Source organism: Rheinheimera gaetbuli (assembly GCF_054781935.1).
Map to the genome: position 1 here is coordinate 458,941 of NZ_BAAGTL010000008.1, position 18,258 is coordinate 477,198.

Sequence of the window (18,258 nt, forward strand, 5' to 3'; positions counted from 1 at the left end):
ATTGCATGTGATATTCGGCTAGCGTTGCCTGCCGAATTAGTCTTTAGCGTCGCCGGACGGCAAACTTGCGCTGGCGTCAGCGTCTTGCTGTGGGCTGGCCAGAGTGGCTTGATCCGGCGTTAACGGCATAGCACGCGATTGCTGGTTAATCTGATAGATTTGCTCGGTATTAGATAAATCCTGAGCGTTTTTAATATTGGCAATGGTTTCACGCTCTGATAAGAAGCTTTGAATATCATCCAGTATCGCCTGCATCTCCTGCGGGTTGTCGTGCATTTCCAGAATATGCCGCGGATGCTCGACATTCTTGGCACCACTGTCGGCAAAGGTGCTGCTCATAATACGCGAGCTGATGATCCAGGGCGTAAGTGAGGAGCGCATCACATAGTTCTCTGACGAGGTTGAATCATAAATGCCTTTACCTGTAGTCAGTTTACTTTGGGTGTAGGTGCCTTCACATTTTAAAAACACCAGTAAGGAGTCAAAGTTAAGTTCTGCCCAGAAGGTATGGCTGTAGTTTTGCAACAAGCGGCCAAAGCTGTGGCAAATTAACCAGCTGAGCACCAGGCTGATAATAAACTGGCTTTCATTAAACAGCGTTACCACAAACTGCGATACCGCCGCATCAGAAGGCCTGTTTATGGCGGTAAAATCACGCACGATATCCAGCACTAATTGGGCCTCGCTAAGCAGATAAAACAAAATAAAGGGCCCGATTAACAGCAGCAGCTGCGCTGTAATAGTGGCCCACAGCCGCAATTGCTTAAACAGCGCTGTCTGCTGCAGCGGCGCATAAGCGGGTTGGGTTTCTATCATGACTTCGCCGCTAAAGTTACCTTTACTTTCTGATTGTTCATTCAGGTTTGGGTTAAGCTCGCGGTATACCCTGTTAGGTATTTCTTTGTAGCGCCGGTTAGCCATCACAATGTTGTCGATATTAACAAACAACTCACGAGGGTGAATATTCTCTTGCCAGTTGGCGCGATATTCCGACACTTTAGTTTGTGCCTGCACCTGCGCAGTACGCTGTTTTAACAGCAGAAAAATCAGTACGCCACTTAACGCGGTAAACAGCAGTACCAGCAGCAGTTGCGGCATAACAGCAAAGGTTTGCAATTCACTGCTTTGCATATCGACGACAAAAAGTGCGATATCGCGCTGCTGTAACAGATAATTAATCAACAACCCCAGCACGACGGGTGCCAGAATGGCAAAAGCCATAATTTTTGCCAGTTGCAGATTGCCCTGAGTTTCTATGCGGCGCTCGGCCTGGCGGTATACGGTGCTTGCATTACGCCAGCTTATTACCAGGTACACCATCAGCAAAAAAGAGAAAAACGGCAGTAAAATATCGCCGGTGTTGCCGGCCAGGCCTGTAAGACAAACAAAGGCCGTTAACGCATAGGCCACCAAAGCCACTACAGTCGCGATAAGGGCACCGGCAAAACGCTGCGCCAGATTGCGCAGCGGGTAGGGCAAAAAAATAAGCTTGGGTACCAAGGTATGCACCAGACGCGAGATAAAACCGACCGGTTCAACAAAGGTTTTGTTTTTGCGGCCCATTAGCATTTCTTCTAAGTCGGTACTTTTATAATGCGGTTGTTCAAATTTGGCGGTTTCGCGCTCAGATTTGCTGTAGTTTTCCGCCAGAGATGTAGGTACGCTGCGACCAACAAAAAAACGCAGCATCTGAAAAATACCGCCGCCCAGCGCCCGCAACCCGCCGGCCAGTAAGGCAAAACCAACGGCGGCATAAATCCAGGCCAGGGTTTTATCCTGCTGTACCAGGCTAACCACTTGTAGCAAAGGGTAAATGCCTAACAGGCTAACCAGCAAGCCACGTATAGCGCGCAGCAAGCCTTCAACTTTAAACGGGTTACGGATCCCTAGCGAGTCACTGCCATAATCATAAGCCATGATTACTTCCTTTTAAAAATCAGGTTGTTGTAAATGCAGCTATCTTGCCTGAGTGTAAGCGTTTTGCAATGCTTAGCCGGATAGTTTTAGCGGAAAATGTGGCAGTTGGCGAATATATTATTATCAAAAAAGGCGCCCAATACCTGCAGCGCCTGCCAGGAAAACCGTTAATACATCATTGCTGCAAAAAAGCTGCGATCTGCGCTGCCACAGCACTGATACCCAGCACACCATCTAAGTGGCCAAAGCTGCCGGGTATTTCAGCATACTGTGGTGCATGGCCTGCGGCTGTCATTGCTGCGGCACTGTGTTGACTTAAGGCTGGTGGCAGCAGTAAATCGCCGCTGGCCGGTAAAAATAGTGTTTTGGCTTTAACCCGGCTTAGTGCTTGCTGCCAGTTGTCGCCCATACCAGCGCGCCACAACTGCGAAGCGCGCACTAAATACAAAATATGGTTAGCGTCTTGTTTTTCGGCGCGCACCCGGGCCTGAGCCTGCAGTTGCTGCCAGGCCTGTGGCAAAGCCGTTATATGCTGATGGAGGTCACCATCCTGGCTGATGGCGGTATAACGCGGGTTAAAGCCATCCGGGTGTAACGCATCTTGTGTAATATACGCCAGCGCTGTGCTTAAGCCTTGCCATGGTTGGCCTTTGTTGTAGTAGTTACCATTATTCCAGGCCGGGTCGTGCAAAATAGGGTACGCCCAGCGTTGCAGTTTAATTGCACCGTAAATATCCATATAGGCACTGCCAATCACCGGTATTAAGCGCTGCACCTTGTCCGGATAGCGCACCGCCCATTCTATCGCCTGAAACGAGCCCATTGACGGGCCAATCACGGCGTGTAGTGTATTGATACCCAGGCTGTCGAGCAGTGCTTTTTGTACTTCGACAAAGTCGCCTATCGTTACCACCGGAAAGCTCAAACCATAAGGTTTTCCGCTGGCGGGGTTAACTGTTGCCGGGCCAGTGGTAATAACGTTTTTATCAAACACGTTGGCGTTGACCAGGGTGTCGCTACTTATTACATAGTACTTATTGGTATCTATAGCTTTACCCGGGCCAATAATGGCATCCCAATAGCCGGGGGCGGCGTCATCTTCCTTATATTTACCGGCAGCGTGGCTGGTGCCGGAAAAAAAGTGGGTAATTAAAATGGCATTAGATTTATTGGCATTCAAGCGGCCGTAGGCCTCCCAACCGACCTGCAACGGTGCAATTGTCTGGGCGTTTTCGGTGGTAAAACTCTCCAGCGCAAAGCGCTGTTTTTGCACCAGTAAAGGCTCGGCAAAGGCACTAAGACAGAAAAATAATATTAAACCGCTAATAACGCGCATTACGACTCCTTAAAACCACTGAAATAACAAGATAGCCAGCGCAGTGCCCACTACCGGCACCACTACACTAACCACTGCCACCGGCCAGTAGGCGTTTTGGTGTGTTTCGCCACAAATAGCACGGATTGTGGTGACGACATAACCATTATGTGGCAGGGAATCGAGCGCACCGGAAGATATGGCCACGACGCGATGAAGCTGCTCGGCGTCGACGCCGCGATCCAGATAATGTGGTGCAATCTCGGGCAGCGCAATAACCTGACCGCCGGACGCTGAACCGGTTAAACCGGCAATAGCACTAACGGCCACGGCAGCGCCCAGTAACTCAGGCCCGGGCAGATGCGTCATATAATGTACTACGCTGGCAAAAGCCGGGGTTAGTTTTGCCACCGAGCCAAAACCGACCACCGCAGCAGTATTACCTATAGCCAACAATGCACCCAGTACTCCTTCATTGGTGGCCACCGCGGGGTTATGTAAAAAACGGAAATTCAGAATATACAGACTCACTACACCGCCTGACAGGGCGACAATAAGAGCCGCTTGCTGCAGACTGTCATGCAGTAAAAATGACAACAGCAGCACCACACCCAACGGAATAACACCCATTAGCGGATGCGGCAGAGCGCGGTCTGTTATTTCAGGATCACTGCTACGCTGTATAAAGTGCTCGCCGCTGGCCACAGCGCGTTTTAGCATCCACATCAGTGCGGCATAACCGGATACCGCCATAAACATGGCCACCACAATACTGACTTGCCAGCCAGCGTAAGGGGTAGTGCCTAAATACGGAATTGGGATCCAGTTTTGTATTTCCGGTGAGCCGGCTGAGGTCATGGTAAAGGTAACTGAGCCCAGCGCCAGGGCGGCAGGAATAAAGCGCCTGGGCAAATTGGCACCTTTAAATAAGCTTACCGCCATGGGGTAGGCAGAAAATGCCACCACAAATACACTAACACCGCCATAGGTTAACACTGCACAGGCCAATACCACCGCCAGTACCGCTTTACCCTGACCGAGTTTTTTCACAATCGCCAGCGCTACTGCATCAGCAGCGCCGGTATGTTCCATCAATTTGCCAAACAAAGAGCCGAGTAAGAACATTAAAAACCAGGCGGCAACAAAACCGGAAAAACCAGACATATAGCCGTGGACAAAGTCGAGTTTATCGCTCAGTTGCCAAAACGGTATGCCGTTGGTTACGGCTACCAGCAAAGCGCATAGCGGTGCGGTAATAAACAGGTTGAAACCGCGCATCGTCAGTACGATTAGCAGGCCAAGCCCGGCAAGTAATCCCAGAAGACTCAACATCTTGTTATCCTTATTCTCATTTTCGTTTAGTCTGATACAGGACGGCGGCTATCACCATAGTACTAAGGTACAGGTTAAAATTTCTGCGTTTAAGCCTACAGTAAGACTACCGCAATAATGACAAGATGATGTCAAATCAACAGCAGGAGAGCCATAATGGCCAATAAGAATAATAGTGATGCACAGCACACGTTTAGCCGCACCTTACTGAAACCCAGCCTTTTAGCGTTAGCCATTAGCAGCAGTTTTGCCGGTGTGGCACTGGCGCAGGAAACAGCAAAAGCTGCCGATGATGAAGTAAAGCTCGAGCGCATTGAAGTTACCGCCCGTCGCACTATCGAAAATTTACAGGAAGTGCCGGTGGCGGTAACGTCCATTGGCGCTGCTGATATTGCTGAACGCGGTATCTCAACGGTGGTAGAAATTCAGCAGTTCTCACCCAACACGACATTGCAACAAAGCCGTGGCACCAACTCCACCTTAACTGCTTTTATTCGTGGCGTAGGCCAGGAAGACCCGTTATGGGGTTATGAGCCTGGCGTGGGCATTTATGTAGACGATGTTTATGTTGCCCGGCCACAAGGCGCTGTGTTAGATATTCTTAATGTTGAACGCATAGAAGTACTGCGCGGCCCACAAGGCACACTGTATGGTAAAAATACCATCGGCGGAGCAGTTAAATACGTTACTAAAGAAATGAGCGGTGATACAGAATTTGCCGTCAACCTGACAGCGGGCTCGTATAAGCAGGGCGATGTAAAACTGACCGGCCAAATACCGCTAATCGACAATAAGCTGTATTTAGGGTTTGGTTACGCTAATTTACAACGCGATGGCTATGGCAATTTCCTCACATCTGCGCTGCCGAATCAGGACGGCGAAAACTACAACAAAGACTTGCAGGCATACCGTTTAACGTTGGAATACCGGCCAAGCGACGCCGTGTTTATACGGTTGAATTACGATAAAACCGAAGATGACTCTAATGCCAAGGGCGGTTACCGTCTATTACCCAGCTTACTGACCAATGCGCCGGTACCCAACAGTGTATACGACTCGTACACTAGCATGCCTACCTGGAATACCGTAGATACCGAGGGGCTTGGCCTGACAATTAACTGGGATATCAACGACAACTGGACCTTAAAGTCGATCACCTCTCAGCGTGAAAGCTATTCGAAAACCAACATCGATTTTGACAACACCTCACTGCCGATCTTTGACGTACCAGCTATTTATGATGATGAGCAGTTTACGCAGGAATTCCAACTTAACTACCAGACTGACGGCTTTAAAATGGTGTCTGGCGCGTACTACTACACTGCCGATTCCTGTGGTGTTTTCGACGCCATCCTGGGTGTGCTGGGTCAATCATTAGGTGCGGCTGGGTTAACACGTGAAGTCGGCGGCTGTAGCAACGGCGACAGCACAGCGTTGTATGCGCAGGGAACTTATGATTTCGACGAAAAATGGTCATTAACTGCCGGTTTACGCTACACCAAAGATGACAAAGATGCAGTTGTACGCAACGGCCTTATTTTTGCCAATGTGTATCCAGAATCGGGTTGGTTGCCAGGCTATGTTCGCCCAGACGGTTTAACCACTCCGGTAGTGTTGGATGACAGCGAAAGCTGGTCTAAAGTGACACCGAAGATTGGTGTTGAGTACCAGCACAGTAACGACATGATGCTGTTTGCCAGTTATAGCCAGGGTTTTAAATCTGGTACTTTTAACCCCCGTGCTACCGTTGCTGAACCTGCAGCTGATCCGGAAGATGTTGATTCATTTGAAGTGGGTATTAAAAGCGACTGGAATGACACACTGCGCATCAATGCCACCTTGTTTATGTTGGATCATAAAGATCGACAGTACATTTCTGTGATCCCGGACGAAGATGATGCCTCAGCATTAAATCAACGCTTAGGTAATGTTGGCCGCTCTGAAGCCACCGGTGTTGAAGTAGAAGTCACCTGGCGTGCCAGCCGTGAGCTGGAAATTTACGGCAACCTGGGTTTAATTGACGCCAGTTTTGAAGAAGCGGTTTCTTTTGTTCCAGGCACTGGTCCGGTTGATATTTCAGATCGTTTTTCGGTGACTAATACACCGGAAACCACTATGAATGTTGGCTTTAGCTATAATCTGATGACCGACGTTGGTGATGTGATATTCAACGGTAATTATAACTACCGCAGCGACTATGCTGTGGTTGAACTGGACAACCTGCTTACGCAAGACAGTTACGGTTTGCTGAACCTGGGTGTTACCTGGCTGAGTAATGATGGCCACTGGAGCATAGCGCTGCATGGTAAAAACCTGACCGACGAAGAATATCTGGTGGGTAACTATGCGTTTATTGCACCGGATCCGGCTAAACCTGGCCAATATATCCCTGGCCTGGGGGGAGACAATACGCTGATTGGCTACTATGGCGCACCGCGTACGGTTAGCCTGAGTGTAGGTTACCGTTTCTGATTAATAAAACACTTGCCGGGGCGTAAGCCCCGGTACATTATGGGCCAAAAGGCTCAGAACCGGATTTATGATAGTTTTAATTGCTGACGACCACCCGCTGTTTCGGGTTGCTTTATCGCAGGCCTGCGCCAATATTCTTGGCAGTGATGCCGTATTGCTGCAAGCGCAGAATATGCAGCAGCTGTGGCCGCTACTCAGAGCGCATCCGGATACCAGTTTTATCTTCCTTGATTTACGTATGCCAGGTTCAGACGGCTTTACCGGTTTAACCGCGTTGCGTACCGAATATCCTGATGTACCGGTAATAATGGTATCGGCGGAAGAAGATCCGGTGATCATTAAACAAGCGTTGACCTTAGGCGCTGCGGCTTATATTCCTAAGTCTGCTCCTCTGGAGCTGTTGTCCGAAGCGATAGCGGCTGTACTAAATGGTGACAGCTGGTTACCCGCCGAGTTAATGCAAGATGTACACAATGCCAAACCCCTGATAGATGATGACTTTGCCAGCCGGCTGGAACAACTGACACCGCAGCAATTCCGCGTGCTAAAGATGATTGCCGATGGCCTGTTAAACAAACAAATTGCCTTTGAGATGAACGTACAGGAAACTACCATTAAGCAGCATGTGTCAGCGATACTGCGTAAACTGAACGTCAATAATCGTACGCTGGCTGGCATACTGTTTGAAAAACTGAAACTAGCAGATCCGCACTAAAGCACCCTTAGCGTAGTAAGCGGCTGAACAGCTTTTTCAGCGCTGCTGCTTTTAACGGTTTCAGTAAAAAGTAATAACCGGCATTTAGCGCCGCTTCGCGGATCTGCTCATTGTGATCGGCGGAGTGAATAATAACCGGGGCTGTGACCGCAAAATGTTCTGCCAGTTGCCGGGCAACGTCAACGCCGGTGGCGCCGTTGTCCAGGTGATAGTCAAATAACAATAAGTCTGGCTTAAGGCCTTGTTGCAGTGCCTGTAAAGCCTCTGCCGGTTGGCCAACGGCCACAACATTAATCTCCCAGCTACGCAGCAACTCGGCCACCGCGGCGCGCAGTTGCGGTTCGTTATCCAGCAGTAATACTTGCTTTGCCGCAAAACTGGCATTAATGGCGCCCGGTACCGGTTGCTGCGCAATGGATACCGGTAGCTGCGCCACTGGCAGGGTAATGCTGAAACAACTGCCTTCGCCGGCGACTGAATGCACGGCGAGGCGGTGCTGCAAAATATCGTTAATGCGTTTGGCAATGGCCAGACCAAGGCCAAGGCCTTTTTGGTCTGGCTGTGAGCCTTGTTGAAACTCTTCAAAAATACGTTGCTGGTCTTGCGCGGCAATACCTACACCGGTATCGATAACGCAAATTTGCAGCGTTGTAACGCGACGCTTTACGGCCAACACCACTTTACCTTTTTCGGTATAGCGGATGGCATTGGCCAGTAGGTTCTGTATCACGCGTTTAAGTAACTTACGGTCGGTCATTACGGCCAGCTTTACCGGCAGATAGCGGAATGTCAGACCTTTTTCTTCGGCTAAGGCTGCAGCATCTTTGGCAATATCATCCAGCACCAGGCCTAAACTGACTGCTTGCGGCTGTGCACTGATAACGCCTGAATCCAGTTTGGTCAGCTCCAGTATGGCGCCCAGTAGTTCCTCAGCAGAGTTTAATGAGTTAATCAGGTTTTGGCTGAGTTGTTTCAGCTCAGGCGTAGTTTGTTTGTCGCGTAGTAAGCTGGCAAACAGCGCTGAGGCGTTAAACGGCTGCATCAAATCGTGGCTGGCCGCAGCGAAAAATCGGGTTTTAGCCTGAGTGTTTTCTTCTATTTTTTGTTGCGCCAATTGCAGTTGCTGGTTTAATTGCTGTAGGGCCGCGGTGCGTTCGGCTACGCGCTGCTCTAACTGTTGCTGGGTGTCGACAAAGGCGCTGACATCGGTATAAGTAGTCACAAAGCCGCCGCCCGGTAGTGGGTTGCCCTGCATTTCCAGCACACGACCATCCTGCTGGCGGCGCTGAAATTTATAGGCGCTGCCCTGACGCAGGTAGCTCAGGCGTTTGCCTATTTCGGCTTCGATGTTTTCGCTGTCTATCAAACCGCGCTCAAGGTTAAAACGGATTACATCAGCGACCGGACGGCCCACCTCGACCAATGCCGGTGGATAACTAAACATATCAATATAGCGCTGGTTCCAGGCAATCAGCCGTAAGTCAGCATCAACTACGCTGATACCCTGACTGATATTGTCGATGGTGGCGCGCAGCAGCGCCTGATTAAATTGAAATACCTGGCTGGCCTCATCGACAAAACGGGCAACAGACTCCAGTGGCAAAGTGGCGTGCCGGCTGCTGGCATCCATTATAAGCCGCATCGACGCGCCACCGACTACAGCGGCCAGGCTGCGCTCTGCCGCCTGCAATAAGTTAGCCGGTGCCAGTTGTTGCAATTCATGCGGCTCTTTCAGGTTACGTTGTAATAAACGGCTGGCTTCTTTTTCGCCAGCAAAGCGTTTTACCAGCAAATAGCAGTCTTGCACGCTTAGGTTCAATGGCCTGGCGTTGTGTTGTGTTAGTTGGGTACGCAAAAAGCGGCCGCTTTCCAGCCACTCACCTACCCGGGTGCTGCTAAAGCGGCTAACCAGCAATACCAGGGCACAGTTAATGCTGAGGCTAAGTAACACGCCCAGTGTAATGGTATCCAGCCCGGTTTGTAGCCAATGCTGTAAAGACGGTAGTGGCAGACTGATTAAACCGGCACGGTTTAGCTCGGGCAGTAAAATCACATAGGCCCAGATCAGCGCGCCGCCGGTTAAACCGGCAATAGCGCCCTGGCGGTTAATATCACGGCTAAGCAAACCGAGGATCAGTGCCGGTGCCAGTTGAGCCACCAGGGCAAAAGCCATCAACCCCAGCTGTGCTAAGCCGGTGTCGGTGCCAATCCAGCGATAGTACACATAACCCAGTGCCATCACGATAAGCATGGTAATACGGCGCAAAGTTGCCACTTTCACCTTATTGGCGGCCTGCATCTGGCTGGCCGGTGCGCGGTAAATCAGTGGGGCCAGTAATTCGTTGGTGATCATAATGCCCAGTACCACAGTGGCGACCACTACCATGCTGGTAGCCGCGGAAAAACCGCCCAGATAGGCCAGCAAGGCCATATCAGTGCGCTGTGCAGCCAGCGGGATTTGCAATACTACTAAGTCGATATTGGCATCGCCGCCCAATAACATTACCCCGGCCAACGCCAAAGGCAGGGTAAACATGCCCATTAGCAACAAGTACAGGGGGAAAATCCAGCGGGCGCTGCGTAAATGGCCCAAATGCTGGTTTTCAACAAAGGTAACGTGAAACTGGCGCGGTAAACACAAGGTGGCAGCAAAACCCAATAACACATGCAACCAGTAGGTGTGCGCCGGCAGTGCGCCCTGTTGTAGTTGTTGTACCGCCGGATGGTTAGCGGCCAGGGTGAAAATCTGGCCTATGCCGTCATACAGGCCCCAAAACACAAAGGCGCTGATAGCCAGTAAGGCCAGCAGTTTTACCAAAGATTCAAAGGCGATTGCGGTCATCAGACCGGGGTTAGGCTGGTGCGCTTTCGCGCTTTTGCTGACAAACAACAGCGCAAATACCGCCATCCATAACGTCACGTACAGGCCGGTATCGGTATACCAGTATTTGTCGGGGGCACTGCTTACCAGTGTATTAATGCTGGTAGACACTGCATGCAGTTGCAAGGCAATGTAGGGGATAACCGACATCAGCAGAATAAGCGTAGTGATCACCGCCAGCGTGCGCGAGTGGCCAAAGCGGGTAGCGATAAAGTCGGCAATTGAGGTAATACGATAGCGGCGGCAGGCAATAGCAATGCGGGCAATAAGCTTAAAGCCAAACCAGAACAACAAAAACGAGCCGATATAGGTAGGCGGCATCCACCAGCCATTCACTGCCGCCTGGGCGGTAACGCCGTAAAAAGCCCAGGAGGTGCAGTAAATTGACAGCGCAAAACTAAACACCCAGGGTGCCAGCGGATGCTTACTGTTAATACGTTTGCCAAAATGCCCGACACTAAACAGAATTAACAGGTAAACCAGGGAGAGCGCCGCTATGGTACCCAGGCCAATGCTGCTGCCGCTTAACATCATAAGTTCAGGCGCTGTCATCTGAAATTTGTGTAAGCTGATTGTGCCTGAGTTTTTGCCAGGCGGCTAGCGGGCTGTCCAGCCACCATCCAGCACCAGCGTTTGCGCGGTAATGTGGCGCGCACCGTCGCTGCATAAAAAACCAGCGGTAGCCGCAATTTCGTCAACACCAATAAAGGCTTTTTGTGGCATAGGTGCCAGCATAATTTGTTCTATTACCTGTTGTTCCGTCAGATTATGCTCTTTAGCCTGGGCGGTAATTTGCTGTTCTACCAAAGGGGTTTTTACATAGGCCGGGCAAATGGTATTAATGGTGATATTTTTATCGGCATTTTCCAGCGCCACGACTTTACTAAACCCGAGTAATCCGTGCTTGGCGGCAACATAGGCCGATTTAAACGGCGAGGCTACCAGTGCATGAATTGAGCCTATATTAATAATGCGGCCAAAATTGCGCGCCCGCATGCCCGGCAACATAGCACGGCTAAGCATAGCCGGGCCGGTTAGCATTACATTGATTAACTGCTGCCATTTTTCTGGCGGGAAATCTTCCAGCCGTGCCACATGCTGAGTACCGGCGTTATTTACCAGCACATCAGCCGGATACAGCGCAGCACAGTTGGCTACCGATGTTGCGTCAGTAACATCCAGCACTATACCCGCGGCGTTAAAGCCCTGTTGTTGCAGTTGCGCTACTTTGTCGTCAATGGCGCCCTGCTGTAAATCGGCAATCACCACGCTGTGGCCTTGAGCGGCAAAGTGGCTGGCAATGGCAAAACCTATGCCGCCGGTACCGCCGGTAACAATAATCTGCATAGTCGTGATCCTGTTATTTACCCTGATAAGTAGCATGCTAGAGGGCGTTAGCATGATCAGCAACGCTACTTTAGTGCTATAGCAGGGCGCAATATAGCGCTGGGCTAAAATTATAAATTGGCAAAAACAGACAGATTATTGTGTAGTAGTCTCAAAATGCATTGTATAGCTTTGTGTGGCTTACTGCTTATGATAAATTCAGCCACAGTTAATTTATTTAGTGTCGGCTGCAGCGCGATTTGGCCAGAAAATAACTGCTCATTCAGCTATCTACATGGCTAAGTTGGGTTAAGTGGCTTAAAAATGTCTATTTTCTTCGCAGAATACACGGCAGCCTTGGCGCATAACACTTTGATTTTGAGGAATAGCGATGTCAGGTTCTGATAATACGCCGTTGGCAGAGAACGCCAAACGCGGCTGGTTTACCCGTTTTCTTGACACGGTAGAATGGTTGGGTAATTTGCTACCCCATCCGGTAACCTTGTTTGCCATGTTTGCTCTGGCAGTGGTGCTGGGTAGCGGGATTGCCGCTTACTTTGATGTCAGTGCGATAGACCCGAGGCCGGAAGGCACTGCCGGGCGCGCCGCAGATGGCGTGATCCGCGTAGTTAATTTAGTCAGTGTTGATGGCTTGCAGCGCATAGTGTCAAACCTGGTAACTAACTTCACCAACTTTCCGCCACTTGGCGTGGTGCTGGTGGCGCTACTTGGTGTAAGTATTGCCGAGCATTCTGGTCTAATTTCAGCCGCTATGCGTGGCCTGGTAATGGGCGCCTCAAAGCGCATGGTTACCGTGACTATAGTATTTGCCGGTATTATCTCTAACACGGCCTCTGAACTGGGGTATGTGGTGTTGATCCCCATGGCCGCGGTGATTTTCCACTCACTGGGCCGTCATCCGCTGGCGGGTTTAGCGGCCGCTTTCGCCGGTGTGTCTGGTGGTTATAGTGCTAACTTGTTTATCGGTACCGTTGATCCCTTGCTGGCTGGCTTTACCCAATCTGCAGCTAACCTTATTGATCCGAATTATACCGTCGGGCCTGAAGCAAATTGGTTCTTTATGATTGTCAGTACGTTTTTTATTGCCGGTTTAGGGGCTTTTGTTACCGAGAAAATAGTAGAGCCTAAATTGGGAAAATACGATGTCAGTGAGGCGGCAATTGATTTAGGTAAGCCCGAACTGGAAAAGCTGAGCACAGAAGAAAAACGCGGTTTAAAAGCTGCAGGGCTAGCATTTCTGGCGCTGGGCATTTTGTTGGCGCTTAGCGTGGTGCCGCAGTGGGGGCCATTACGCCACCCGGAAACGGGCTTAGTGGCAGGTTCGCCATTTTTGAAAGGCATAGTGGTGTTTATTTTTATCACCTTTGCTATTCCGGGGTATATCTACGGTCGCGTTGTCGGTACGATGAAAACTGACCGCGATGTCATCAATGCCATGGCTAAAAGCATCAGCTCTATGGGCTTGTACATTGTTTTGGTATTCTTTGCTGCCCAGTTTGTTGCCTTTTTCGGTTGGTCTAATTTAGGTTCAATTCTGGCAGTCAACGGCGCAACGTTATTGCAGGACATTGGTTTAACCGGGCCGGGTTTATTCTTCTTCTTTATCGGTATGTGTGCTTTGGTCAATTTGTCTCTTGGTTCTGCTTCGGCACAGTGGGCCATTTTCGCGCCTATTTTTGTGCCTATGCTGATGATTGTGGGCTATTCACCTGAGGTAATACAGGCAGCTTACCGGATAGGCGATTCTGTCACCAACCTTATTACGCCGATGATGAGTTACTTTGGTTTAATCCTGGCGGTAGCAGCGCGTTATAAGAAAGACCTGGGCATCGGTACCCTTATTGCCACAATGTTGCCATATACCCTGGTGTTCTTTATTGGTTGGACCTTGTTGTTCTATGTTTGGGTGTTTGTGCTGGGCTTGCCGGTAGGGCCAGGCTCTCCAACCTATTATCAGTTTGGTGGTTAAGAAGAGATACCCTTATAGTCGGAATCGGTGTGCTTTAAGTCAACCGTTGCAGGCCAGGATGGCCGAATCGAGCCCCCAGGGAAGGGTTTACGGCGTGTTGACGTGAGCATACCGGTTCCTGCGATGTGAACTGTGGATACCGATACTACTCACTGATGGCGGTAGACTCACGTACCACCAGTTCAGGGATAAACACTGGCTGTTTGTCTGATAAGGTCTTGTTGGCGTTAGGCTTGGTATGGCGGAACAGTAATTCTGCCGCTTGTTGCGCTATGGTCACGTTCGGCTGATGTGCTGTAGTCAGTGGTGGCCAGGTCTGGCGCGAAAACGGGCTGTTTTCAAAACCGGCAATCGCCAACTGCTGCGGAATAGCAATATTCATCAAACGGGCGGCAAATAAGGCACCGGCAGCAATTTCATCGTTACAGGCAAAAATAGCGGTTGGCTTTTTGCTCAGCTGCATTAGCTGTTCTGCACCTTTGACGCCAGATTCAAATGAATAGCTGCCCGGTACAATAAACTTAGGGTTGGCTGCAATACCCCGCTTGGCCAACGCGGCCTGATAGCCTGCTAAACGCTCACCGCTGGAGCTGTGCTCTTCGTCACCACATAAAAAAGCGATCTCGGTATGACCAAGTTCCAGCAGGTGGTTGGTAATTTTAAAGGCGGCGGTAAAGTCATCTACCAACACGCAGTTGCTTAATTTGGGCGAGGGTGTTGACCCCGAAATAATACGGATAAACGGCAAACCAATTTTCTCCAGCGCTTGGGCAATGTGCGGCATTTCAGAAAACGGCGGTGTTAATACCAGCCCGGCCAGCCGTGAATGCTGCACCAGATCCAACACTTCTTGCACTATACCCGGCGATTTAGCATTGGTCGGGTGAATAATCAGCTCGTAGCCGTGCTTACGGCAGGCGTCCAGCATGCCACGCTGCATGTCTATCACATAATAGGCATTGGGGTTGTCGTAGATATAACCAATGCTGAACGAGCGGCTGCTGGCCAGATTGCGTGCGGCTGCATTGGGTTGATATTGCAGCTCATTAATCGCCGCTATCACTTTATCAAAGGTGTCCTTACGCACAGAGGGCTCATTGTTCATTACCCTGGATACGGTTTTTATTGACACGCCGGCCTGGCGGGCAACGTCATTAATGGTTACTTTCATTTACAGATCCTGGCTCTTATTAGAGATTATGACAGCGCTGGTCATTTATTAGATCAATTTAAACTAATGGATACCTCTTTTTTGACAAAACGGCAAATATTTATTGCTTATTTTTACTACGACTTTTGGCGCATAAGGACGTGATGGGCCGTTTATATATGTAACTTACTGTATATTATATCTAAAATATAAAATGACTTATTGTCTTATTTGCTGGAGCTGAGCCAGTAGCAATGAGCTGCGTAGTTAGTGTAGTTGCTTGAATACGCCAATGTCGTTTAAAAAATCGTCGAAATCGGTTTGCAAAGGTAAAATTTTTTGTGTATTTTAAAATCCAATGACAGCGTTGTCATGGTTTGACTTGGAAGTAAAACAGCAAATACGCAGAACAGGAACGGGAGAGTTATATGCAGCACAATAAAATAAATAAATGTGCATTAGCAGTTAAGCTAAGTTTGTTAGTGGGAAGCGCCGCATTAAGTATGCCTTCTCTTGCTGCAGACGAAGCTGCAAAAGAACAACAGGTAGAAGTGATTCAGGTGCGTGGGATCCAGCGCTCGTTAAGTGAGTCGATGAATACAAAACGCTTTTCCGATAGCGTTGTCGATGCGGTGTCAGCAGAAGATATTGGTCAACTGCCTGATCCTGATGTTGGACAGGCGCTCGCTCGGGTGCCGGGCGTCACAGTTAGCCGGGCTTTCGGTCAGGGCAGCTCAGTAACTATTAGGGGTACGGATCCGTTAATGACGTTGACGACGCTAAATGGCCAAAATGTTGCTTCAACCGGCTGGTACGATCAAATGAATATCGACCGCTCATTTAACTATGCCTTGTTACCACCAGAACTGATCGGTGGAATGAACGTGTATAAGTCGACACAGGCAAATTTAGTTGAAGGTGGTATCGGTGGTACCGTTATCGTTAAAACGCGCAAGCCATTGGATATGTCGGCTAACTCTGGCGTTGTCTCGCTAAAAGGCGAATATGGCAGTATTAATGAGAATGTCGCGCCTGAGGTCTCAGGTTTATACAGTTGGAAAAATGCAGACGAGACGTTTGGTGTTTTGGTATCCGGTGCCTTTGTTGACCGGGAGTATCTGCGCCGCGGAACTGAGGCAGATTTAGACTGGGGTGGTCGCTCTTCCATTCAACCATCCAGCTTTTTGCAAGAGCAAACCCGTGAAGCGTTGGATCTAACATTGCAATATCGCCCCAATGATAAGCTTGAGCTTGGTGCGCATATCATGACGTTGGAGCTTGGCGCAGACAGTCTTGGTGCTAACATGTACATTAATACTGATACTGACTGGGGCGATGGCCCATCTAATTGTCAACAATTTAATGCCGCCGGTGTATGTGTGATCAGTGACACGCCGGAAAGCCGTGCTTCGAAAGTGTTTTTTCAAAACTGGGCTCGTTTAGGAAAGATGACTTCAGATACTTTCGAATTAAATGCTAAATATGTGGGCGATGGTTATACCTTAACTGCTATTGCAGGTACTACCGAAGCCAAGGGCGGCACTGAAATGACAGCCAACTTCGGCTATGGCTGGTGGGGTGACAATTTTAATCAGGTGCAGTGGGCAGGTAAAGTTGATGCTACCGGCAAGCAGATCGAGATAAATGGCCGTGACATGAGCTTTGGCATTGATCAGCTGGATACCGAAGTTGGAACCTCACAATGGACCGGGACAAAAGGCCCTAACTCGGATAAAGAAGATTACCTGCAGCTTGATTTGGCATTCGATTTAGATCACAGCGTTTTGAATAAGTTTGAAACAGGTATGCGCTATACTAGCCATACTTTTGAGCGCAAAGAATACCGGGCTATTTACGATCAAACGAAAACAAATTCATTTAAATCTGCCGACTTATATAAAGGTACTATGGATTTGGGCTATGCCGGTTATACTATCCCCAAAGGTGATGTCAATGCAATGATCAGTGCCACCAACTCGTTGGTAAGTAAGTTTGGTTACAGCCGGCCCGGCTATGGCAAAATTGAAGAAGACAATTTCTCACTGTACGGTATGTTTTCTTTTGCCGGTGACGGATTCCGCGGTAATTTTGGTGCACGTTATATCAGCACAGATGTAACGTCATCTGGCCATGTTATTGATGGTGTGTCTTCTGATGATCTGGGTGTGAATGCGGGGTGGAGTGCAAATATTCAGCAAGTAGAAGGCAGTTATAACGACATTTTGCCTAGTTTCAACATCCTGTTTGATTTGTCATCTGAGGTTATTTTACGCTTTTCAGCGGGCCAGGCTATCACACGCCCAACCTACGATACATTGTTTACCGCCAGCATCTCTGGTTACCCGGATGACCGGCGTGGAAATGAACAAATTACCTTTGGTAACCCAAATCTTAAGCCGATGAAGTCCTCGCAGGCGGATTTAAGTCTGGAGTATTATTACGGCGCAAGTAACTTGTTGTCTGCTACCTTGTTTGTTAAAGACATCAGCAACTTTATCGTTGCCAATACCTTGTTTGATCAGCAGGTTGGCGCGATAAACAACGATCTGGAAGTGCCTGCCGATAACTGGACTGTCAACAATTACGTTAATGCTGGTGGCGGCACCATTGAAGGTATTGAATTGCAGCTGAACCATAATTTTGATAATGGTTTTGGTATCGCGACCAACTATACTTTTGCCGAAGCTAAAGCGCCGGGAGAGGTGTACACGGATCGTCTTTCTATATTTACCGAGTCATCCAAGCACAGTGGTAACTTAGTTGGTTACTGGGAAAATGTGGATTATTCAGCACGTATAGCCTACAACTGGCGTTCGAAGTATATGATACGCGAGTATGGTAAGTACTATGGCAACCGGATGCATGATGACTACGGTTCACTGGATTTGACACTTGGTTGGAATGTCACTGACTCTGCCAGAGTTCGTTTAGAAGTAGTGAATCTGTTAGCTGAGGATGATGTTCAGTACGGTGCTGCCGGTGTCAATTCTGATGTTAAGCCTGCGCTTAAAGATGGTTTCCCTGCCTGGTCATTTAAAGGTGAAACAACTTATAAACTGGGGTTAAACTACACTTTCTAAGTTGCAGTTAAACAAAAAACCAGCTTCGGCTGGTTTTTTTCTGGCTGTGCGGTTTCTTCTTTGACAGGTGTTATATTGCT

General features: G+C 49.1%; 10 protein-coding genes. 4 read left to right on the top strand and 6 right to left on the bottom strand.

The genetic code is table 11. The annotated features are described in order from the left end of the window. Nucleotides 1-36: 36 nt before the first annotated feature. The 3 genes from ACYVIC_RS09005 to ACYVIC_RS09015 form a co-directional block, all read right to left on the bottom strand. Nucleotides 37-1,917: a hypothetical protein gene (locus ACYVIC_RS09005; protein ID WP_460859206.1), complete on the bottom strand. Its 1,881-nt coding sequence runs from the start codon at nt 1,915-1,917 to the stop codon at nt 37-39. A 175-nt stretch (nt 1,918-2,092) separates the two neighbouring features. Then, nucleotides 2,093-3,253 carry an E22 family MetX-like putative esterase gene (locus tag ACYVIC_RS09010; protein ID WP_460859208.1) on the bottom strand — a complete coding sequence of 387 codons (1,161 nt, stop codon included), beginning with the start codon at nt 3,251-3,253 and terminating at the stop codon, nt 2,093-2,095. 9 nt (nt 3,254-3,262) lie between these two features. Further along, nucleotides 3,263-4,564: a GntP family permease gene (locus ACYVIC_RS09015; protein ID WP_460859210.1), complete on the bottom strand. Its 1,302-nt coding sequence runs from the start codon at nt 4,562-4,564 to the stop codon at nt 3,263-3,265. 156 nt (nt 4,565-4,720) lie between these two features. Here ACYVIC_RS09015 and ACYVIC_RS09020 point away from each other — a divergent pair, with 156 nt between their 5' ends. Then, nucleotides 4,721-7,036, top strand: coding sequence for a TonB-dependent receptor (locus tag ACYVIC_RS09020; RefSeq protein WP_460859211.1), 2,316 nt, complete (start codon nt 4,721-4,723; stop codon nt 7,034-7,036). Between the two features lie 67 nt (nt 7,037-7,103). Then, nucleotides 7,104-7,751, top strand: coding sequence for a response regulator transcription factor (locus ACYVIC_RS09025; RefSeq protein ID WP_460859213.1), 648 nt, complete (start codon nt 7,104-7,106; stop codon nt 7,749-7,751). A 7-nt stretch (nt 7,752-7,758) separates the two neighbouring features. Here the strand turns inward: ACYVIC_RS09025 and ACYVIC_RS09030 are convergent, their stop codons facing one another. Both ACYVIC_RS09030 and ACYVIC_RS09035 read right to left on the bottom strand, forming a co-directional pair. After that, on the bottom strand, nt 7,759-11,184 hold the full coding sequence (locus ACYVIC_RS09030; protein ID WP_460859215.1) for a hybrid sensor histidine kinase/response regulator: 3,426 nt from the start codon (nt 11,182-11,184) through the stop codon (nt 7,759-7,761). A gap of 45 nt (nt 11,185-11,229) precedes the next feature. Beyond that, nucleotides 11,230-11,979 carry a 3-hydroxybutyrate dehydrogenase gene (locus tag ACYVIC_RS09035; protein WP_460859217.1) on the bottom strand — a complete coding sequence of 250 codons (750 nt, stop codon included), beginning with the start codon at nt 11,977-11,979 and terminating at the stop codon, nt 11,230-11,232. Between the two features lie 370 nt (nt 11,980-12,349). Here ACYVIC_RS09035 and ACYVIC_RS09040 point away from each other — a divergent pair, with 370 nt between their 5' ends. Continuing rightward, nucleotides 12,350-13,948, top strand: coding sequence for an AbgT family transporter (locus ACYVIC_RS09040; protein WP_460859218.1), 1,599 nt, complete (start codon nt 12,350-12,352; stop codon nt 13,946-13,948). 145 nt (nt 13,949-14,093) lie between these two features. Here the strand turns inward: ACYVIC_RS09040 and ACYVIC_RS09045 are convergent, their stop codons facing one another. Continuing rightward, complete coding sequence (locus tag ACYVIC_RS09045; protein WP_460859221.1) at nt 14,094-15,119, bottom strand: LacI family DNA-binding transcriptional regulator; 1,026 nt, start codon at nt 15,117-15,119, stop codon at nt 14,094-14,096. A 407-nt stretch (nt 15,120-15,526) separates the two neighbouring features. Between ACYVIC_RS09045 and ACYVIC_RS09050 the strand changes: the two genes are divergently transcribed. Further along, on the top strand, nt 15,527-18,178 hold the full coding sequence (locus ACYVIC_RS09050; RefSeq protein WP_460859223.1) for a TonB-dependent receptor: 2,652 nt from the start codon (nt 15,527-15,529) through the stop codon (nt 18,176-18,178). Nucleotides 18,179-18,258 lie beyond the last annotated feature (80 nt).